General features: G+C 65.4%; 20 protein-coding genes. 17 read left to right on the top strand and 3 right to left on the bottom strand.

Translation table 11 applies throughout. From position 1 onward, the window contains the following. Positions 1-103 precede the first annotated feature (103 nt). From glyA to C1877_RS04510, 12 genes are all read left to right on the top strand, one after another. Positions 104-1,360: a serine hydroxymethyltransferase gene (gene glyA / locus C1877_RS04570; RefSeq protein WP_015540412.1), complete on the top strand. Its 1,257-nt coding sequence runs from the start codon at positions 104-106 to the stop codon at positions 1,358-1,360. Positions 1,361-1,380: 20 nt separating this feature from the next. Beyond that, positions 1,381-2,022 (top strand): uracil phosphoribosyltransferase, encoded by a 642-nt coding sequence (gene upp, locus C1877_RS04565; RefSeq protein WP_015540411.1) that lies wholly within the window; start codon positions 1,381-1,383, stop codon positions 2,020-2,022. A gap of 255 nt (positions 2,023-2,277) precedes the next feature. Further along, positions 2,278-2,739, top strand: coding sequence for a deoxycytidylate deaminase (locus C1877_RS04555; protein ID WP_015540410.1), 462 nt, complete (start codon positions 2,278-2,280; stop codon positions 2,737-2,739). A 417-nt stretch (positions 2,740-3,156) separates the two neighbouring features. Further along, entirely contained in the window at positions 3,157-3,438 is a 282-nt protein-coding gene (locus C1877_RS04550) for a hypothetical protein (RefSeq protein ID WP_015540409.1), read from the top strand. Between the two features lie 18 nt (positions 3,439-3,456). Then, positions 3,457-4,242 carry a F0F1 ATP synthase subunit A gene (gene atpB, locus C1877_RS04545; protein WP_041239755.1) on the top strand — a complete coding sequence of 262 codons (786 nt, stop codon included), beginning with the start codon at positions 3,457-3,459 and terminating at the stop codon, positions 4,240-4,242. 146 nt (positions 4,243-4,388) lie between these two features. Next, positions 4,389-4,607 (top strand): ATP synthase F0 subunit C, encoded by a 219-nt coding sequence (atpE, locus tag C1877_RS04540; protein ID WP_041239754.1) that lies wholly within the window; start codon positions 4,389-4,391, stop codon positions 4,605-4,607. A gap of 85 nt (positions 4,608-4,692) precedes the next feature. After that, entirely contained in the window at positions 4,693-5,277 is a 585-nt protein-coding gene (gene atpF / locus C1877_RS04535; RefSeq protein WP_015540408.1) for a F0F1 ATP synthase subunit B, read from the top strand. A 28-nt stretch (positions 5,278-5,305) separates the two neighbouring features. Next, entirely contained in the window at positions 5,306-5,845 is a 540-nt protein-coding gene (gene atpH / locus C1877_RS04530; RefSeq protein ID WP_227153853.1) for an ATP synthase F1 subunit delta, read from the top strand. Then, positions 5,839-7,410 carry a F0F1 ATP synthase subunit alpha gene (atpA, locus tag C1877_RS04525; protein WP_154270391.1) on the top strand — a complete coding sequence of 524 codons (1,572 nt, stop codon included), beginning with the start codon at positions 5,839-5,841 and terminating at the stop codon, positions 7,408-7,410. The genes atpH and atpA overlap by 7 nt, the downstream gene beginning before the upstream one ends. Positions 7,411-7,422: 12 nt before the next feature. Continuing rightward, positions 7,423-8,352 carry an ATP synthase F1 subunit gamma gene (atpG, locus tag C1877_RS04520; protein WP_015540407.1) on the top strand — a complete coding sequence of 310 codons (930 nt, stop codon included), beginning with the start codon at positions 7,423-7,425 and terminating at the stop codon, positions 8,350-8,352. Further along, complete coding sequence (atpD, locus tag C1877_RS04515; RefSeq protein WP_015540406.1) at positions 8,353-9,801, top strand: F0F1 ATP synthase subunit beta; 1,449 nt, start codon at positions 8,353-8,355, stop codon at positions 9,799-9,801. Further along, a complete protein-coding gene (locus C1877_RS04510) occupies positions 9,794-10,246 on the top strand; it encodes a F0F1 ATP synthase subunit delta/epsilon (protein WP_049784192.1) in 453 nt (150 codons plus the stop codon). Before atpD ends, C1877_RS04510 begins: the two co-directional genes overlap by 8 nt. Before the next feature lie 96 nt (positions 10,247-10,342). Here the strand turns inward: C1877_RS04510 and C1877_RS04505 are convergent, their stop codons facing one another. Further along, positions 10,343-11,725 carry a helix-turn-helix transcriptional regulator gene (locus tag C1877_RS04505; RefSeq protein ID WP_181813787.1) on the bottom strand — a complete coding sequence of 461 codons (1,383 nt, stop codon included), beginning with the start codon at positions 11,723-11,725 and terminating at the stop codon, positions 10,343-10,345. A 303-nt stretch (positions 11,726-12,028) separates the two neighbouring features. Here C1877_RS04505 and C1877_RS04500 point away from each other — a divergent pair, with 303 nt between their 5' ends. From C1877_RS04500 to C1877_RS04485, 4 genes are all read left to right on the top strand, one after another. After that, a complete protein-coding gene (locus C1877_RS04500; protein WP_015540403.1) occupies positions 12,029-14,263 on the top strand; it encodes a molybdopterin-dependent oxidoreductase in 2,235 nt (744 codons plus the stop codon). Between the two features lie 3 nt (positions 14,264-14,266). Next, positions 14,267-14,608: a 4Fe-4S dicluster domain-containing protein gene (locus C1877_RS04495; RefSeq protein WP_114568491.1), complete on the top strand. Its 342-nt coding sequence runs from the start codon at positions 14,267-14,269 to the stop codon at positions 14,606-14,608. Between the two features lie 59 nt (positions 14,609-14,667). Continuing rightward, positions 14,668-15,204 (top strand): hypothetical protein, encoded by a 537-nt coding sequence (locus tag C1877_RS04490; protein ID WP_015540401.1) that lies wholly within the window; start codon positions 14,668-14,670, stop codon positions 15,202-15,204. Positions 15,205-15,277: 73 nt separating this feature from the next. After that, a complete protein-coding gene (locus C1877_RS04485; protein ID WP_041239750.1) occupies positions 15,278-15,484 on the top strand; it encodes a hypothetical protein in 207 nt (68 codons plus the stop codon). A 15-nt stretch (positions 15,485-15,499) separates the two neighbouring features. On the opposite strand, the gene C1877_RS04480 is transcribed toward C1877_RS04485, so the two are convergent. Next, the gene (locus C1877_RS04480) at positions 15,500-16,225 is read right to left on the bottom strand and encodes a B3/B4 domain-containing protein (RefSeq protein WP_015540400.1); all 726 of its coding nucleotides are present in this window, start codon (positions 16,223-16,225) and stop codon (positions 15,500-15,502) included. Positions 16,226-16,482: 257 nt separating this feature from the next. On the opposite strand from C1877_RS04480, the gene C1877_RS04475 reads away from it, so the two are divergent. Continuing rightward, positions 16,483-17,895, top strand: coding sequence for an ATP-binding protein (locus C1877_RS04475; protein WP_114568490.1), 1,413 nt, complete (start codon positions 16,483-16,485; stop codon positions 17,893-17,895). 58 nt (positions 17,896-17,953) lie between these two features. Here C1877_RS04475 and C1877_RS04470 read toward each other — a convergent pair whose 3' ends face one another. Continuing rightward, a complete protein-coding gene (locus tag C1877_RS04470; RefSeq protein WP_015540398.1) occupies positions 17,954-18,445 on the bottom strand; it encodes a pyridoxamine 5'-phosphate oxidase family protein in 492 nt (163 codons plus the stop codon). Between the last annotated feature and the right edge of the window lie 201 nt (positions 18,446-18,646).

Raw genomic sequence — 18,646 nt, 5'->3', positions numbered from 1 at the left:
CCGCGCCTGCTCAACCGGTGCGGGCCGTTGTGCTAGCATAAGCTGCATCATCAGCGACGCCGCCTTTCGCGCGACCCGCGCCCGTATCCCGAAAGGAACCGCCATGCCCTTGACCTACCTGCCCGAGCAAGACCCCGCCGTCGCCGACGCCCTGCGCCAGGAGCTCGCCCGCGAGCGCGACTCCGTGGAGCTCATCGCCTCGGAGAACTTCACCTCACCCGCCGTCCTCGAGGCCGTGGGCAGCGTCCTCACGAACAAGTACGCCGAGGGCTACCCGCGCAAGCGCTACTACGGCGGCTGCGAGAAGGTCGATATCGTGGAGGACCTCGCCCGCGAGCGCGCCTGCGCCCTCTTCGGCGCGAACTTCGCGAACGTGCAGCCCCACTGTGGCGCGAACGCGAACCTGGGCGCGTACGAGGCGCTCATCGAGCTGGGCGACACGGTGCTCGGCATGAGCCTGGCCGAGGGCGGCCACCTCACGCACGGCTCGCCGGTGAACTTCTCCGGCCGCCACTACCACTTCGCCAGCTACGGCGTGGACCCCGAGACCGAGACCATCGACTACGACGAGGTGGAGCGCATCGCCAAGGAGGTGCGCCCGAAGCTCATCGTGGGCGGCGCGAGCGCGTACCCGCGCATCATCGACTTCGAGCGCATGGGCGCCATCGCACGCGAGGTGGGCGCGTACTTCATGGTGGACATGGCCCACATCGCCGGCCTCGTGGCCGCGGGCGCGCACCCGAGCCCCGTGCCGCACGCCGACGTCGTCACCTCCACCAGCCACAAGACCCTGCGCGGCCCGCGCGGCGGCTTCATCCTCGCAAACGACGAGGACATCGCCAAGCGCGTGGACAAGGCCGTGTTCCCCGGCTCCCAGGGCGGCCCGCTCATGCACGTCATCGCCGGCAAGGCCGTGGCGTTCGGCGAGGCCGCGCAACCTTCGTACAAAGAGTACATCGGCCATGTGGTGGAGAACGCCGCGCGCCTCGGCCAGGGCATGATGGACGGCGGCTTGCGCCTCGTGTCCGGCGGCACCGACAACCACCTGTGCCTCGTGGACCTCACGCCCGCCGACGTCACCGGCAAGGACGCCGAGAAGCTCTTGGAGAGCGTGGGCATCACGGTGAACAAGAACTCCATCCCCAACGAGCCGCGCAGCCCCTTCGTCACGAGCGGCATCCGCGTGGGCTCCGCCGCCGCCACCACGCGCGGCTTCACCGCAGAGGACTTCTACGAGGTGGGCCAGCTCATCGCCGCCACGGTGTTCAACGCCGAGAGCGACGCCAAGCTCGCCGACATCCGCACCAAAGTGGACGCGCTGCTCGCCGCCCATCCCCTGTACCCGGAACTCGACTACTAATTAAAGAGGAGCACTTTCCCATGACGAAAGAGTACGACCGCGTCACCGTCGTCGACCATCCCATGGTCCAGCACAAGCTGTCCAAGCTGCGCAACAAGGACACGTCCTCGAAGGACTTCCGCGCCCTCGTGCGCGAGCTCGCCCTGTTCGAGGGCTACGAGGCCACGCGCGATCTGGCCCTCGAGGATGTGGAGGTGGAGACCCCCATCTGCAAGACCACGTGCAAGCAGGTGTCCGGCAAGAAGATGGTGATCGTGCCCATCCTGCGCGCCGGCCTCGGCATGGTGGAGGGCGTGCAGGAGCTCATGCCGTCCACGTTCGTGGGGCACCTCGGCATGTACCGCGACCCCGACACCCACGAGCCGCACGAGTATTACGCCAAGATGCCCGACAGCATCGCGCAGCGCGACGTGCTCGTGGTGGACCCCATGCTCGCCACCGGCGGCTCGGCCGTGGCCGCCATCCAGTACCTGCGCAGGATCGGCGTGAAGAATATCAAGCTCATGGTGCTCGTGGCCGCCCCGGCGGGTATCGAGGCCGTGCTCGCCGCCGACCCGGACGTGCAGATCTACACCTGCGCCGTCGACGAGGGCCTGAACGACCACGCCTACATTGTCCCCGGCCTGGGCGACGCCGGCGACCGCATCTTCGGCACGAAGTAGGACGAAGCCTCCCGCCCAGGTTGAACCCCTCCAAACGGGAGACCAGATCCATGAACCCCCCCCGCCGGAGAGCGCTTTGCGCGTCTCCGGCCCGGACTCGAAGCACCGGAGAAGGCGGAAGGGCGGCGCAGCGCCCACCAAGCGAGTTCCGCACGAGCCGAAACGTCCACTGGACGTTTCGTGCGAGCCAGGACTGCCGAGCGACTGGGCGCTGCGCCGCCCTCCCGCCGCCCCGCAGGTTGAAAGGAAGCACGCATGACCGAGACGATCGACCACCGCCCCAGCTGGGACGAGTACTTCATGAAGCTGGCGAACGAAGTCGCCACGCGCACCACCTGCATGCGCCGCGGGGTGGGGGCCGTCATCGTGAAGGACCGCCGCATCCTGGCCACGGGCTACAACGGCGTGCCCACCGGCATGCGCCACTGCGCCGAGACGGGCTGCTTGCGCCAGCAGCTCGGCGTGCCGAGCGGCCAGCGCCACGAGATCTGCCGCGGCCTGCACGCCGAGCAGAACGCCATCATCCAGGCGGCGCGCTACGGCATCAACATCACGGGCGCGTCCATCTACGTGAACACGCAGCCCTGCGTCGTGTGCGCCAAGATGCTCATCAACGCCGGCATCGAGGAGATCGTCTACCAGAACCCGTACCCCGACGAGCTGGCCATGTCCATGCTCGAGGAAGCCGGCATGAAGCTGCGCGTGTTCGAAGGGTAGGGCGCCCGCGCTCCGGGGAGGCCGCCCGGCGCATCCGTCCAACCTCCGGGACCCCCTTATGCGCCGGACCTGCCGCATCTGCTCGCACGTCCCCGTCCGGCTGACGGGAGCGGCACTGCCGGTCGCGTCCGATCCGTCCCTCTCCGCCCGGCTGAAAAGAGACGGCGCCTTCCGACCGCTCACCCCCGAAATGGGGTTATTCACCTAGCATTTCAACCGCCCTCTTTTTGGCGTGGAATATACAGTTTCGCCCCTCCGCACCGCAGGGTTTATTCAGTTTTCTGCCGGATTTATCCACCACTCACCCGAAAATCGGATGTTTTTGTTACCTTCTCGTAGAATAAATCGAACGTTCCGTTATCATACGTACCGGTTTAATAGGGCGCGTCTGCGAGCGCATGGATTTGAAAGCAGGCTATGGTACTAGCGATCGTTTTGGGGGCGTTGTCCGGGGCGCTCGGCGTGTTGCCGCTGTTTCTCGGATTGCGAATGACGAGGCGGGTGACCGACACCAGCAATTTGGGCCATGCAGGCGCCCTGATGCTCGGTGTGCTGTTGTCGTTCGTCATCCTTTTCCTCGGAGCCATCGCCTGCGTCGTCCTCGCGCGCGACATAGCGGTGCCCTTCGTCTTGGCGGAAGCGGCGGTGCTCGTTGCCTGCGCAATCGGCTACGGCGTATATACATTTGTACGGAAGTAGGATGGGAAGGTAAGACACGTGAATCCACTTGATCAACTAGCGGCCGAGGTGCCCCATCTGCAGCATTCGTTCGACCCGGTCTTTGTGTTCGGCTCGGGCTCGTTCGGCATGACCCAGTACGTGCTGTGGATGATCATCTGCTTCGTCATCACGCTCATCGTCGTGCTGACGGCGGGGAAGCGCCTCACGCTCATCCCCACGAACAAGTTCACGAACATGGTCGAGTACGGCTACGAGTTCGTGAAGAAGGACATGGGAGAGAGCGCCATCGGCCACGGCTACAAGAAGCACATCCCGTTCTTGGCCACGCTGTTCTTCTTCATCCTCATCAGCAACTTCGTGGGCCTCATCCCCGGCTGCAAGACGCCCACCGGGTCCATCTCCATCACGTGGGCCCTCGCCGCCATCTCGTTCGTCTACTTCATCTTCTACGGCATCAAGGTCAAGGGCCTGGGCGGCTACCTCAAGTCGTTCGCGCCGTCCGGCCTGCCCGTGGTCATGGTGCCCATCGTGTGGTTCCTCGAGCTCTTCTCCACGGTGCTGCGCGTGCTCACGCTGGCCGTGCGACTCTACGGCAACATGTTCGCAGGCCACATGGTGCTCGGCATCTTCGCCTTGCTCACCAGCGTGTTCATCGGCTCCGCCATCCAGGGCGCGGGCGTTGCGGTGGGGTCCATCTCCATCGCCTGGATGCTGTTCCTGTTCGCCATGTACGCGCTCGAGGTGCTGGTGGCGTTCCTGCAGGCCTACGTGTTCACCATCCTGAGCGCGGTGTACATCGGCCTGGCCACGTCCGACCACTAGGATCGTCCCCGCCGTCCGCGCGAGCGGACGGCATGCGCCCGACGGGCGCGGAACCACGGTTCATACCGGCACTCCACGGCCGGTTGACATAAACAGGTTGTCCAAAGTCTCCGAGGTTGGCTCGGAAACGGTAAAAGGAGGAAATTGTGGAAACTACCATCGTTCTTGCGGCTCTGAAGCTCGTGGGCTACGGCCTGTCGACCATCGGCCCCGGCGTCGGCATCGGCATCGCCTGCTACGGCTGCTGCGTCGCGACCGCCCGCCAGCCCGAACTGCAGGGTCGTCTGTTCACGAACTTCATCATCGGCGCCGCCCTCGCCGAGGCCCTCGGCCTCATCGGCTTCGTTCTGACCTTCATCGTGTAACTCGGCCTTATTCGGACATATTTGCCGCAAGAAGGCTAAAGGAGGTTACAACGTGAAAGACAGAGCGAAAAAAGCATCGACTCGCATGGGGGTCGCCGCAGTTGCCGGCGCCGGCATGACGTTTGCTTTTCCCGCGCTCGCGTTCGCCAGTGAGGAGGAGGCAGGCGGCATCAGCGCCATCCTGCCCGACATGGCGGAGTTCATCCCCATGCTCGTCATCTTCATCTTGCTGTGGATCGTCCTCGCGAAGCTCGGCTGGCCCAAGTTCGAGGCCATGCTGTCCAAGCGCGAGACGATGATCAAGGATGCCCTCGAGAAGTCCGAAGAGGCCCGCATCGAGAGCGAGCGGGTGCTCGAGGAGTACCGGGTGCAGCTGGCCGATGCCAAGGCCCAGGCGGCCCAGATCGTGGCCGACGCCAAGCAGACCGGCGAAGCCGCCAAGGCCGACATCACGGCCAAGGCCCAGTCCGAGGCGACCGACATGATCGCCAAGGCGCGCACGGCCATCGAGGCGGAGAAGAAGGCTGCCATCGCCGAGCTCCAGAGCTCCGTTGCCGACACGTCCGTCGCGGTTGCGGCGCGCCTCATCGGCGAGGACCTCTCTGAGAGCGAGCATCGCAAGATGATCGAGCGCTACGTGAACGAGGCGGGCAGTTTCGATGCCAACTAATCGTCTTATCGTCAAAGAGGAAGTGGCAGTGTATGCCGCCGTCCTGTTCGATGGGGCGTTCGAGGCGGGCGGCCAGGAGGCGGTCCTCGAGGTGCGCGACCAGATGGTCCGCGTAGCCGGGGCCATGCGCACGAACATGGAGCTGTCCGTTGCCTTGTCAGACCCGGGCTACACGCCCGAGCAGCGGGGCGAGCTTGCCAGGAACGTGTTCGCTGGCTGCAACCCGGTCCTGCTCGACGTGTTGGCGGTTCTGGCCGAACGGGGCGACGCCGCGCTGCTGCCCCGCGTGCTCGAGAACTACGCAGAGCAGCTGCAGAGCAAGTTGAACCTGTGCGTGGTGGACGTTACGACGGCGGTTCCGCTGGACGACGCCCTGCGACGCATCATTACGGAAAAAGCCGAAGCCGATCTGGACACGAACGTCGTCCTGCGCGAGAGCGTCGACAAGTCCATATTGGGCGGCATCATCATGAGCACGAACGGGAAGCGCATCGACGCCAGCGTGGCGTCCCAGCTCGACCATGCCCGCAACGTGCTCAAAACGACTACAGATGGAGGTGAATGCTAGTGACTGAAATCACCGCTAAGTCCATTGACGATGCGTTGCGCAAGCAGCTTGACGCCCTGAAGGTCAACATCGAGTCTCGCGAGGTCGGAACCGTTATCCAAATCGGCGACGGCATCGCCCGCGTCGACGGCCTGCGCGACGCCATGGCAGGCGAGCTCCTCGAATTCGTCGGCCAGGGCGGCAAGACCGTCTACGGTCTGGCCCAGAACCTCGAAGAAGACGAGGTCGGCGCCGTGCTTCTCGGCGATGTCACGGCAATCAGGGAGAACGACCAGGTCCGCACGACCGGCCGTATCGTGGAAGTTCCGTCGGGCAGGGAAATGCTCGGCCGCGTGGTGAACCCGCTCGGCATGCCCATCGACGGCAAGGGCCCCATCAAGGCCGAGGGCATGCGCCCCGTGGAGTTCAAGGCTCCCGGCGTTATCGCCCGCAAGCCGGTGCACGAGCCCATGCAGACCGGCATCCTGGCCATCGACTCGATGATCCCCGTCGGCCGCGGCCAGCGCGAGCTCATCATCGGCGACCGCCAGACCGGCAAGACCGCCATTGCGGTTGATGCTATCATCAACCAAAAGGGCAAGGACATGATCTGCATCTACGTGGCTATCGGCCAGAAAGCCTCCACGGTTGCCGGCATCGTCGAGACGCTCGAGCGCCATGGCGCCATGGACTACACGATCATCGTGTCGGCCTCTGCGTCCGACTCCGCGCCGCTGCAGTACATCGCTCCCATGGCGGGTGCCGCCATCGGCGAGTTCTTCATGTACAACGGCGAGGACGGCAAGCCGGCTTCCGCCGAGAACCCCGGCCGCCACGTGCTGTGCGTCTACGACGACCTGTCCAAGCAGGCCGTGGCCTACCGCCAGATGTCGCTGACGCTGCGTCGTCCTCCGGGACGCGAGGCGTACCCCGGCGACGTGTTCTACCTGCATTCGCGCCTGCTGGAGCGCGCGGTGAAGATGAACGACGAGAACGGTGCGGGCTCCCTCACGGCGCTCCCCATCATCGAGACGCAGGCCGGCGACGTGTCCGCCTACATCCCGACGAACGTCATCTCCATCACCGACGGCCAGATCTTCCTGCAGACCGACCTGTTCTTCCAGGGCCAGCGCCCGGCTGTCGACGTGGGCATCTCCGTGTCGCGAGTCGGCGGCTCCGCGCAGATCAAGGCCATGAAGCAAGTTGCCGGCTCGCTGCGCCTCGACCTCGCGTCCTATCGCGAGCTGCAGGCGTTCACGCAGTTCGGCAGCGACCTGGACAAGGCCACTCAGGACCAGCTGAACCGCGGCGCCCACATGACCGAGCTGCTGAAGCAGGGCCGCTACAACCCCATGCCGGTCGAGGAGCAGGCGGTGTCCATCTATGCGGGCGGGCACGGCTACCTCGACGACATCCCGGTGGGCGACGTCGTGCGCTTCCGCGGCGAGCTGCTCGATTACATCCGCGCCTCCAAGCCGGAGATCTTCGAGAACATTGTGAAGGAGCAGAAGTTTACCGACGCGATCGAAACCGAGCTGAACGCTGCCATCGAGGCCTTCAAGCTGACGTTCTCGGCTTCGGCTTAAGGCAGGTAGACCATGCCCAACCTTCACGACATAGAACGGCGCATCAACTCCGTCTCCTCGACGAAGCAGATCACGCGTACCATGGAAATGGTTGCGGCCGCCAAGATCCGCCGCGCCTCGGAGCGGGTGTACAACGCCCTTCCGTGGGCGAGCGCCATCTCGGAGATGCTCATTTCCACGGCGAAGTACGCACCGCTCGACTCCGAGCCGCTGCTCGCCACGCATGACGAGGTCAAGCGCGCTCTGATCGTGGTCATCGCGTCCGATCGCGGGCTTGCCGGCGGGTTCAACAGCAACGTGCTGCGCCATGCCGAGAAGCTCATCAAGGAGAAGGAGCGCCAGGGCATCGAGGTCGAGATCGTCGCCTGCGGCAAGAAGGCCATCGGGTACTTCAGCTATCGCAACATCGTGCCGGTTTTCGAGTTCCGCGACCTTTCGGCCGACCCGACGTACGAGGAGGCGGCCGAGATCTCGCAGTTCGCCGGCGACAGCTACCGCGAGGGCAAGCTCGACGAGGTCATCATCGTGTTCAACCATGCGAAGAACGCGGCCGAGCAGCGGTTGATCGAGCAGCAGGTGCTGCCCATCAACACCACGAGCTATGCCGATCTCCTGGGCCTGGCTCCCAAGGAGAAGGACTACTTCGAGCACTTCCGCGAGAAGGACCTCGACCACCTGCCCGGCGACATCGACTTCGAGCCCGATGCCGAATCGGTCATGCACTATCTGATGCGCGCCTACCTGCGCAACACGTTCTACTACGCGCTCATCGACTCGGCGGCTGCCGAGCAGGGCGCGCGCCGCACCGCAATGAAGTCGGCGACCGACAACGCCAGCGAGATGGTCAACACCCTGACCCGCGTGTACAACCGCGTGCGCCAGGGCGCTATCACGACCGAGATCTCGGAGATCGTTGGCGGCGCCGCAGCTTTGGAGGAATAAATGGCTGAAACCAAGAACACTGCATCGGCCACGGGCGCGACCGGACGCATTGTCCGCATCGTCGGCGCTGTCGTCGACGTTGAGTTTCCGCCGGATCAAATGCCGGCGATCTACAACGCCCTGACCGTGGATGCAACGACCCCCATCGGGGAAGTGAAGACCGTGCTGGAGGTGCAGACGCACCTCCCGGGCGACCTCGTCCGCACTGTCGCCATGTCGTCCACCGACGGCATGGTGCGCGGCCTCGAGGTCGTCGACACCGGCAACCCCATCATGATGCCCGTGGGCCCGAACACGCTGGGCCGCATCTGGAACGTGATCGGCGAGCCGGTCGACGGCAAGCCCATGCCCGAGGTTGCCGAGTGGATGCCCATCCACCACCCGGCCCCGGACTACGACACGCTGACTACCACGACGGAGATCTTCGAGACCGGCATCAAGGTTGTCGACCTCATCGAGCCCTACGTCAAGGGCGGCAAGACCGGCCTCTTCGGCGGCGCTGGCGTCGGCAAGACCGTTATCATCCAGGAGCTCATCAACAACCTGGCCCAGGAGCACGGCGGCACGTCGGTGTTCACGGGCGTGGGCGAGCGTACCCGCGAGGGCACCGACCTGTTCCTCGAGATGAGCGAGTCCGGCGTCATCGACAAGACCTGCCTGGTGTACGGCCAGATGAACGAGCCTCCGGGAGCGCGTCTGCGCGTGGGCCTGGCGGGCCTGACCGAGGCCGAGTACTTCCGTGACCAGGGCCAGGACGTGCTGCTGTTTATCGACAACATCTTCCGCTTCACGCAGGCCGGCTCCGAGGTGTCCGCACTTCTCGGCCGCATGCCCTCCGCCGTTGGCTACCAGCCCACGCTGGCAACCGAGATGGGCGACCTGCAGGAGCGCATCACGTCCACCGAGACCGGCTCCATCACCTCGGTGCAGGCTGTGTACGTTCCCGCCGACGACCTGACCGACCCCGCGCCGGCCACGACGTTCACCCATCTCGACGCGAAGACGGTTCTGTCCCGTTCCATCGCCGAGTTGGGCATCTACCCGGCCGTCGACCCGCTGGAGTCCACCTCCCGCGCGCTCGACCCGGAGATCGTGGGCGAGGAGCACTACCGCGTGGCCGTGGGCGTGCAGGAGGTGCTGCAGAACTACAAGGACCTGCAGGACATCATCGCCATCCTCGGCATGGACGAGCTCTCCGAGGAGCAGAAGCTCGTCGTGAACCGTGCCCGCAAGATCCAGAAGTACCTGGGCCAGCCGTTCCACGTGGCCGAGGTCTTCACCGGCAACCCCGGCAAGTACGTGAAGATGGAGGATACCATCCGCTCGTTCGCCGAGATCCTCGACGGCAAGTGCGACCATATCCCCGAGCAGTGCTTCGTGTACAAGGGCGCCATCGAGGACGTGTACGCGGCCTACGAGGAAATGACGAAGGAAGAAGCTCATGCCTAATCTGCTTTGCATGGTGGCTACGCCGACGCGCGAGCTGTTCTCGGGAGAGATCGCCTACGCGGACGTCCCGGGTTCCGAGGGCAACTACGGCGTGCTGAGCGGCCATGAGATGCTCGTGGCCAAGAACAGCCCCGGCGTCCTCACGCTCTGGATGGATGCCGCCGGCAACGAGAAGCGCCGTTTCGCCCTGTACGAGGGTGCAACGCAGGTGTATGCGGACCGTTTGACCGTTCTCGCGCGCTTCGGCGTGGATGTGGACAACATCGACGCGGAGGCGGTTCGCAAGAAGGCCGACGGGATGCGCGAGCGCGTCGCCGAGCTGGAGGCGAAGCATGCCGACGATCCCGAGGTGGAGTCCTACGGCGCCATCTTGGAAACGTCCCGGGCGCGCCTTGCCTGGTACGAGACCCAGCTGCGCGTGGCGGAAGGCGCACCTGCCAAATAGCGCGGCCGCCGCATCATAAGGGTACCAACCGAGGAGGGGGACAGCCAAGCTGCCCCCTCCTCTCATGTTCGGCTCCGCTCTGGGGCATCCCTCGCCCTATGCGTCGTCGGGATTCGCAGCCTCGATGGCGTCGAGGAGCTCCTCGCGGGAGTTGATGCCCATCTTCTTGTAGATGTTGTACGTGTGCGACTTCACCGTGTGGCTGGAGATGCACAGCTTGTTCTGGATGTGCTCGATGCCGCGGCCCTTCGCCATGAGGAAGAACACCTCGGTCTCGCGCGCGGAGAGCTTGGCTTCGCGCGCCACCACGGTGCAGCGGGCCTTCCAGCGGCCCTGCTCGTGCTCCTGCTCGGGGGCCTCGGCGGCATCGTCGTCGTCGGCGGGGCGGCGGCTCGGGGCGAACGTGATGAACGCGGCCAGCACCACCACCAGTCCCAGCGCGACGCCCGAGAGCACGGCGTAGTTCGTGGCGCCGGCAGCCGCCGGCAGCAGCCCCAGCGCGAATCCGGCGGCCATGCCGCAGCCGAGCACGCCTTGGCTCATGCCCACGAAGTACAGGGGCGCCGCATGCCGGTTGTGCGCCGTGTGCACCTCGAAGGCCATGCTCACCACCACGAGGAACACGTAAACGGCCAAAAGCAGCAGGTTCGAGAGCGCGTACACCGGCCCGGTGAACAGGGCCATGGACACGAGCGACACCACGAGGAACGGGAACACCATGCGCAGCACGTCGATCTGGCGCATGCGCCCGGCGAAGCGGTGCATGAACGCGAGCGCCGCCAGCGCGCCGGCCAGCGCGAACCCGGCGATGCCGGCGAACAGCAGGGGGTCGCCGGCCAGCTGCGTGATGGAGCCGGCGCCGAGGCCGAACACGATGCCGTACACGATATAGATGACGCCGAACGCCCATGAGAGGCCCGCCTTCTCCTGGGAGACGGCCAGCGGTATGCGCAGGCCCTCGTCCGGCCCCGCCTCGTGCCCCACCACGCGCTCGACGGCCAGGCTGACCAAAGGGCACACCACGAGCATGACGATGCTGAAGTAGGACGGCAGCAGGTTGATGACCAGGTAGAGGAAGCCGCCGCAGGCAGTGGAGAGCGCCATGCAGCGTGCCACCGACCGCTCGTCGAGGCGCGAGACCGCGGGCATCCAGCTGAACAGCAGGCAGCCCAGGCCGGCCCCCGAAAGCCCCCACGCTGCGAGGTCGAAGGCGAGCGGCAGCGGCGTGCCGAGCACCGCGTAGGCCGTGGACGACACGGCGGCGATGAGGCAGAACGCCGCCACGAATCCCGTCATGGCGCGCCGCGCGCGGGGCGACGGCAGCCCCTCGGGTGCGCGCGATATCGTGAGGCAGCAGGCCCCGAAACCGATGAAGAACGCGATGCGCAGGGCAAGGTGGTACCACAGCCGGTCGATGCCGGGGTCCAAGAACGAGTTGCGCATGAGCATGGCGAAGAAGCAGGCCCAGAAGAGCGCCATGCCTCCCACCATCGTGAGAAGCATGGTGGGAGATACGCTCTGACGTGGTGTTTCGTGGCTATTCAGACTTTTTTCCATAGGCGTTTGCGCGGCCCCCTCCCGCTTATCGCCGAGGCCCCTCCGAAGAAACCAGACGATTTGTCGATGGCGCCCATGATAAACGGTCTCTAGGATCGTGGCAAGGAAAGGCACCACCGCCGTTGCGAACCCCGAAGACGGGGAGTGGAACGGGGAGGCCCTCGGGCCGCCTCCCGCGGGGAGCGGGGCGGGTGCATCCGAGACGAAAGGACGAGGAGGCAAGGTATGGCTGAGGAGTATCGAACCGTGCAGCACGACAAGCCGTTCCAGTACGAGGAAGGCGGCTACCAGGTCACGCGCGGCTGCGCATGGACGGGCCCGGGCTGCCACCTGGGTTGCGGCGTCATCATGTACCAGGATGCCGACGGCAAGCTGGCCAAGTGCGAGGGCGACCCGGAGGACCCGTGGACGAACGGACGTCTGTGCATGCGCTGCCTTGACGTGCCCGAGGTGACGCACCACAAGGAGCGCCTGCAGTATCCCATGAAGCGCGCCCGCGAGGACCGCGGCCTCGACAAGTGGGAGCGCATCTCGTGGGACGAGGCCTACGACCTCATCACCGACGAGTTCATGGCCATGAAGGAGAAGTACGGCGCCGAGTCCGTCATCTTCGCGCAGGGCACCGGCCGCGACATCGCCGCGTACATCACGCGCCTGTCCTGGTCGTTCGGCAGCCCGAACTACACGGGCCTGCTCTCGGGCCAGGCATGCTACCTGCCGCGTATCGCCGGCATGGCCGCCACCACGGGCGCACCGTGGATCCCCGACGCCGCCCAGCAGTTCCCCGAGCGCTACGACCACCCGGACTACGAGGTTCCCGAGGTCATGTTCGTGTGGGGCAACTACCCGCTTAAGTCGAACATCGAGGGCTTCTACGGCCACTGGGTCATCGACCTCATGAAGCGCGGCATGAAGCTGGTCACGGTGGACCCGAAGGTCACGTGGCTGGCGTCCAAGTCCGAGCTGCACCTGCGCGTGCGCCCCGGCACCGACGCGGCGCTGGCGCTCGGCATGATGAAGGTCATCATCGAGGAGGACCTCTACGACCACGAGTTCGTCGACAACTGGTGCTACGGCTTCGACGAGCTGGCCGAGCGCGCCAAGGAATTCGACGTGAAGCGCGTGAGCGAGATCACGTGGGTTCCCGAGGAGAAGATCATCGCCGCCGCCCGCATGCTGGGCAACGCGAAGAACTCCACGCTGCAGTGGGGCGTGGCCGTTGACATGACCCGCGAGGCCATGCCGGCCGGCCAGGCCATCCTCGCCCTCTGGGAGATCACGGGCAACATGGAGCGCCCCGGCGGCATGATCGTGGCACCGGAGATCCTGTCGGTGGCCGGCGGCTGGGGCCGCGAGATCCTGGGCCCGGAGCAGGAGGCCAAGCGCATCGGCATCAAGGACTACCCGCTGTACAACTTCGGGTTCGCCGTGTCGCAGCCCGACGAGACCGTGAAGACCATCGAGACGGGCGTGCCCTACGAGATCCACGGCGCCTGGCTGCAGACCACCAACCCCATCGCCTGCATGGGCGCCGACCCGCAGCGTTTGTACAAGGCCCTGAACAAGCTCGACTTCATCGTGGTGGTGGACCTGTTCAAGACCCCGACCATCGCCGCTCTGGCCGACGTGGTGCTGCCGGCCTGTACGTTCCCCGAGCGCAACGGTATCGCCTTCGTGTCCGGCGCGCAGCGCGGCTCCACCATCAACAAGGTGACGGACGTGGGCGAGTGCCGAAGCGACATGCAGATCAACCTTGAGCTCGGCAAGCGCTGGAACCCCGAGGCGTGGCCGTGGGACAACGTGGACGAGATGTTCACCGACATGCTCAAGCCCACCGACATGAGCTTCGAGGAGCTGCAGGAAGTGGCGCCGGCCTACCAGCCCATCGAGTACTACCGCTACAAGACGGGCAAGCTGCGCAAGGACGGGCAGCCCGGCTTCAACACGCCCACCGGCCGCATCGAGCTGTGGAGCAACTTCTACAACCAGGCCGGCCTCGACCCGCTGCCCTACTTCGAGGAGCCCGAGCCCGGCCCCGGCTCCACGCCGGACCTCATGGGCGAGTACCCGCTGGTCATGACGAGCGGCGCGCGCACCTGGGGCATGTTCCACTCCGAGCATCGCCAGATCGAGCGCATGCGCCACTACCGCCCGTGGCCCCTCATGGAGATCCATCCCGAGACGGCTGCCAAGTACGGCATCAAGGACGGCGACTGGGTGTGGATGGAAGGCCCCATGGGCCGCGCGAAGCGCAAGGCGAAGCTCACGCCCGTCATGGATCGCCGCATCGTGTCGTGCGACCACGGCTGGTGGTTCCCCGAGGGCGACCCGGAGAAGTTCTACGACGTGTTCGACCTGAACATCAACAACACGCTGCCGTGGATCCCGGGCAAGAGCGGCTTCGGCTCGAACTACAAGAGCTCTATCTGCAAGATCTACAAAGTGGAAGAGGGGGAATAGACCATGGCTAAGTACGGAATCCTGGCCGATGCGCAGTGGTGCTCGGGCTGCCACAGCTGCGAAGTGGCCTGCCAGATGGAGCACGGCCTGCCAGTGGGCGAGACCGGCATCAAAGTGGTGAAGATCGGCCCGTGGGCCATCGGCGACGAGGCCGACGAGAACTGGCAGTTCAGCTACCTGCCCATCCCCACGAAGCAGTGCGATACCTGCGCCGCGCGCCGGGGCCTGGGCAAGGTGCCCACCTGCGTGCAGCACTGCCAGTCGCAGTGCCTGGAGTTCGGGCCGCTCGACGAGCTGTCCCAGCGCATGGACGTGAAGCAGAAGACGCTGTTCGTGGTGGCGTAAAGGAGCTTTCCTGATCTGAGCGGGCCCGCCGTGCGCGGGCCCGCGGACAAGGGGCGGATATGCATTCCAAGAAGTACTACATCGTGTACGGCCTGTTCTTCTCGCTCATCGTGGCGGCGGTGCTGTGCCTGTGCCTGACCATCATGCAGGGCATGCCGCACATCGATCCTATGTTCTACCTGATGAGCTTCGGCGTGGCGTTCGTCACCTCGTTCGTGGTCACGGCGGTGCTCCCGCTGGCGCGCATCGCCGCGGCGTGCGCCGTGTACTACGACGCCAAGCCGGGCAGCGTGGCGTTCCGGCTCATCCAGAACGTGTTCTTCAGCACGCTCATCATGTTCGTGCTGGGCATCGTCATGACGGCGTTCATGACGGGCGTGGGCGAGGTGGAGGCCATGAGCACCATGACGGGGCAGATGATGGGCACGAACCTGTTCGACCGTTTCGTGAGCCTGTGCCTGCAGTTCTGGCCGACCATCGTCATCGTGGCGTTCCTGTCCGATCCGGCCGCCGGTGGCCTGGCCGGGCTGCTGGTGAAGGAGAAGGCGCCCGGGACGGACGGCGCCCCCGCACCGAAGGAGGCGCCCGTCGCCTAGGCGCTGTCCAGGGGTTCGGAGCTTGTTCGGGGAGCCGGCCGCGTGCCGGCTCCCTGTGTTCGAAAGGAAGGATATGGAAGATCGTGACGACCGCGCGCTGAGCCAGAAGCTGGCGACCCCCACGCCCGACGAGATCGACGAGGTTATCGACGCTGTGACGGGTGCCACCTGGGGCGAGCGCAACCGTATCATGGAGAACCGCTTCGCCGAGCGCCTGAGCGAGAACCCCGATGCCGTGCCCGCCTTCAGCCCGCCCGGCACCCCGCTCTCGCAGGCTTGAACCGCAGGCGGGGCGCTACGGCTCGATGACCAGCTCTGGGTGCGCGCGGTCCACCACGGCGCGCACCTCGATGGACGCCCCCAGGTAGCGCTCCATGAGGGCGGCGAACTCGTCCAGGGCGGCCTCGAGGTCGGCGCGGCGGGCCGGGTCGACGCATTCCACGACCAGGATGGCGTTCGCGGAGTCGTCCGTGAGCGCCGTGCGCTGGCCGTCGCGCCAGTTCCAGCAGCGGCACACGGCCCCCTCGTCGTCGCGGTAGCAGAGCTCGCCCGGCAGTGTGGGGTCCTCGGCGTCTTCGCCGAGCGGCAGAAACGCATCGCCGCCCTCGGTGACGCCCAGGCGCAGGTCGCCGGCGAGTGAGTCCAGGTCCTCGCCGCCCACCGGAAGGGCGTACTTGAGCGAGATGGCGTTGTACACGTCCACCGACGGCGTGATGGAGCCCACCGGGTTGCCCTTGAGCACGCGCTTGAGCAGGTTCTCGATGGAGCAGCGCGCCCCCTTCTTCGTCTTGAACATCCGGTACGTCTCGCGCCATACGCGCACGGCCTCGTTCTCGGAGATGGTGTTGCTGGTCAGGTGGCGGTTCGCCTGCTCGTTCGCGTCGCGCAAAAGCCGCGCGACGGCGGCCGCGTCCTCGGGCGGCACCTCGGCGGCCGGCCTCATGTCGCGCACCGCCAGGATGCCGATGGCCGCGTCGGGGAACAGCTCCCAGAACGAGTTCTCTGCAACGAGCTTCTTCATTCGTCCTCCTTAACGAGAAAAGCATGCGGCCTCCCTCGTCTTCTAAGGCCTAACGACGAGGGCGCGCATGCTTGCGTTGGTCTACCCGGCGGCAGACGGTTCTATGGGGTTGGCCCGCAGGTTACTACACCGGGAGGGCCCGGTCAAGGTGAAGGCCGAAGTGCCCAGCGGGTGTGTTTTCCGACCAAGGCTTGCATTCTGGTGCTCATGATAAGATAATTAAGATTATTATAAGTACGATTATCTTAGGAGCACCTATGGAGAGCTTCATTGGTCGCCGAAGCGAGTTGGCGGTTCTCGAAAAGCAGTACGAGCGCAAAAGCGGATTCGTCGTGCTCTACGGGCGTCGTCGCGTGGGGAAGACCACGCTCATAAAGGAGTTCATCAAGGGCAAACCCGCCCTCTACTTCCTCGCGTCCCGCGAGGCGGAGGCGCTGAACATCCGCCGCTTCGCCGGGGACATGGCAGATTTCGTCGGCCAGCCAGCTCTCAAAGAGGGGAACTACACAGACTGGCGCCCTCTGTTCAAAGCCTTCGCCGACCATGAGGCATCGGAGCGCAAGGTGCTGGTCATCGACGAGCTGCCGTATTTGGTGAAGGGCAACCCCGCCTTTCCCTCCGTCCTGCAATACGCATGGGACGAGCTGCTGCGAGACGCCAACGTCATGCTTGTGATCTGCGGCTCCTCTGTGCATATGATGCGGGATGTGGCGCTCTCCCACGACAGCCCCCTCTACGGAAGGCGCACGGCTCAGATTCGCCTCAAGCCCATGCGCTTCTCCGAGATGGCCTCTGGTTTCCCGGAATACGGGTTCTCGGATCTTGTCGATTTGTTCGCGCTCACCGGCGGCGTGCCCAAGTACTTCGAGTTCTTCGAGCCCATCGACCGGTTCGAGGAGTGTGTCAAGGAGAACGTGTTCTCCACCTCGGGATTTTTGTATGAGGAGCCGCGATTCCTCCTCGACGAGGATATACGCGATCCTATGAACTACCTATCCATCTTGAGGGCCGTGTCGGCGGGCAATCGGAGGCAGTCGGATATCGCGGGGATGCTCGGCAGGAAGACGGGCGAGATGTCCCCCTACCTCAAAACACTCGCCGGACTCGGCTTCATAGAGCGGCGCGTGCCGTTCACGGAGAAGTATCCCGAGCGCAGCAAATCGGGCCTCTACTACATCTGCGACACGTTCGTGGACTTCTGGTTCCGCTACGTGCAGCCGTTCACGGGGGAATTGGAAATGGGGAACATGCGGCCGAGTCTCGAGGCGGTTGAGAGGACGTTCCAGAGCAACTTCGTACCCTTCGTGTTCGAGACGGTGTCGCGCCAGGCGTTCGCGGATCTCTGCGCGGCGGGCCAGATCGACTTCGCTCCGAGTCGCATCGGCTCGTACTGGAACAGGCGAGGGTCGGTCGAGATCGACGTGGGGGCGGTCGACAATTCCTCCGGCCGCTGCTTCTTCGGCGAGTGCAAGTACCGCGAGCGCGAGCCTGTCTCGATGGGGGACTTCGAGGTGCTGCGCGTCAAGGCGGAATCCGTGCCCGGACCGTTCGACGCGCCGCCCCTGTTCGGACTGTTCTCGAGGACGGGGTTCTCGAAAGAGCTGCGGGCGCATGCGGCGGGTACGAGCGACGTGGTGCTTGTGAACGAGAACGAGGTAGTCGAAGGGTGAGGGAGCGGCCTTGATCGCGCCTCGGGCGGGATCAAGGCTCTTCTACGTTGCCCACAGTTCAGCGGGGGAGGCGCCGGGCGCCCTTGCCGCGCACTTCCTCCAGGTCCACGGCCCAGATGGCGGTGTCGTCGATCTCGCGGGCGATGCCCTCGCCGATCTTGTCCTTGTACTCGGGCAGGTACTTCATGCACAGCGCCACCAGCACCTTGCGCATCGCGGCGCCGTCCTCCACCCGGCGCACGCGCCCGCGCGCGATGACCGACGCGAAGCGCGTGGTGAAGAAGTCGTCCTCGTAGCAGGCCTCCACCTCGGTGGCCACCGTCACGCACGCGCGCCCGTCGCGCGCGAAGTTGTCAAGCTTGTGCCCCGCCTTGTTCGTGGTGTGGAAGCACAGCGCGCCGTCCAGCATCACGTAGGACAGCGGCACGCCGTAGGGCATGCCGTCGGCGTCCACCGTGGACACGACGCAGAACTCGCCCTCCTCCAGCACCTCGAGCGCCTCGTCGGCGGAAAGCTCGCGGTCCTTCGCAAGCAGGGGGTAGTCGATCATGGTTCGTCTCCTTTCGTGCGCGCGTCCTCGCCGCACGCCCTCGTGTTGCCGCACGATGATTATAAGGCAACGCCGCCGGCTGCGCGCCGGCTCGCGCATCCGCGCAAAAATCATCGTTTGTTCGCTGTTTGTGGGCGGCGCCCGTCGGCCAATGCTGCTAGAATGTCAACGACACCATGACACCGCGCGCATACACCCCGG

The sequence above is a fragment of the Gordonibacter pamelaeae genome (genome assembly GCF_003340385.1).
Classification (GTDB): domain Bacteria; phylum Actinomycetota; class Coriobacteriia; order Coriobacteriales; family Eggerthellaceae; genus Gordonibacter; species Gordonibacter pamelaeae.
Note: the sequence above shows the minus strand (reverse complement) of the source record. Positions and strands in the feature narration are given on the sequence as shown.

What these genes read in the sequence shown, in the direction of transcription:
- upp (WP_015540411.1), top strand. Translation starts at nt 1,381, where the DNA reads ATGACGAAAGAGTACGACCGCGTCACCGTCGTCGACCATCCCATGGTC.
- atpD (WP_015540406.1), top strand. Translation starts at nt 8,353, where the DNA reads ATGGCTGAAACCAAGAACACTGCATCGGCCACGGGCGCGACCGGACGC.
- C1877_RS04500 (WP_015540403.1), top strand. Translation starts at nt 12,029, where the DNA reads ATGGCTGAGGAGTATCGAACCGTGCAGCACGACAAGCCGTTCCAGTAC.
- C1877_RS04480 (WP_015540400.1), bottom strand. Translation starts at nt 16,225, where the DNA reads ATGAAGAAGCTCGTTGCAGAGAACTCGTTCTGGGAGCTGTTCCCCGAC.
- C1877_RS04495 (WP_114568491.1), top strand. Translation starts at nt 14,267, where the DNA reads ATGGCTAAGTACGGAATCCTGGCCGATGCGCAGTGGTGCTCGGGCTGC.
- C1877_RS04485 (WP_041239750.1), top strand. Translation starts at nt 15,278, where the DNA reads ATGGAAGATCGTGACGACCGCGCGCTGAGCCAGAAGCTGGCGACCCCC.
- atpG (WP_015540407.1), top strand. Translation starts at nt 7,423, where the DNA reads ATGCCCAACCTTCACGACATAGAACGGCGCATCAACTCCGTCTCCTCG.
- C1877_RS04475 (WP_114568490.1), top strand. Translation starts at nt 16,483, where the DNA reads ATGGAGAGCTTCATTGGTCGCCGAAGCGAGTTGGCGGTTCTCGAAAAG.
- atpA (WP_154270391.1), top strand. Translation starts at nt 5,839, where the DNA reads ATGCTAGTGACTGAAATCACCGCTAAGTCCATTGACGATGCGTTGCGC.
- atpF (WP_015540408.1), top strand. Translation starts at nt 4,693, where the DNA reads ATGGGGGTCGCCGCAGTTGCCGGCGCCGGCATGACGTTTGCTTTTCCC.
- C1877_RS04555 (WP_015540410.1), top strand. Translation starts at nt 2,278, where the DNA reads ATGACCGAGACGATCGACCACCGCCCCAGCTGGGACGAGTACTTCATG.
- glyA (WP_015540412.1), top strand. Translation starts at nt 104, where the DNA reads ATGCCCTTGACCTACCTGCCCGAGCAAGACCCCGCCGTCGCCGACGCC.
- C1877_RS04505 (WP_181813787.1), bottom strand. Translation starts at nt 11,725, where the DNA reads ATGGCGCTCTTCTGGGCCTGCTTCTTCGCCATGCTCATGCGCAACTCG.
- C1877_RS04470 (WP_015540398.1), bottom strand. Translation starts at nt 18,445, where the DNA reads ATGATCGACTACCCCCTGCTTGCGAAGGACCGCGAGCTTTCCGCCGAC.
- C1877_RS04490 (WP_015540401.1), top strand. Translation starts at nt 14,668, where the DNA reads ATGCATTCCAAGAAGTACTACATCGTGTACGGCCTGTTCTTCTCGCTC.
- C1877_RS04510 (WP_049784192.1), top strand. Translation starts at nt 9,794, where the DNA reads ATGCCTAATCTGCTTTGCATGGTGGCTACGCCGACGCGCGAGCTGTTC.
- C1877_RS04550 (WP_015540409.1), top strand. Translation starts at nt 3,157, where the DNA reads ATGGTACTAGCGATCGTTTTGGGGGCGTTGTCCGGGGCGCTCGGCGTG.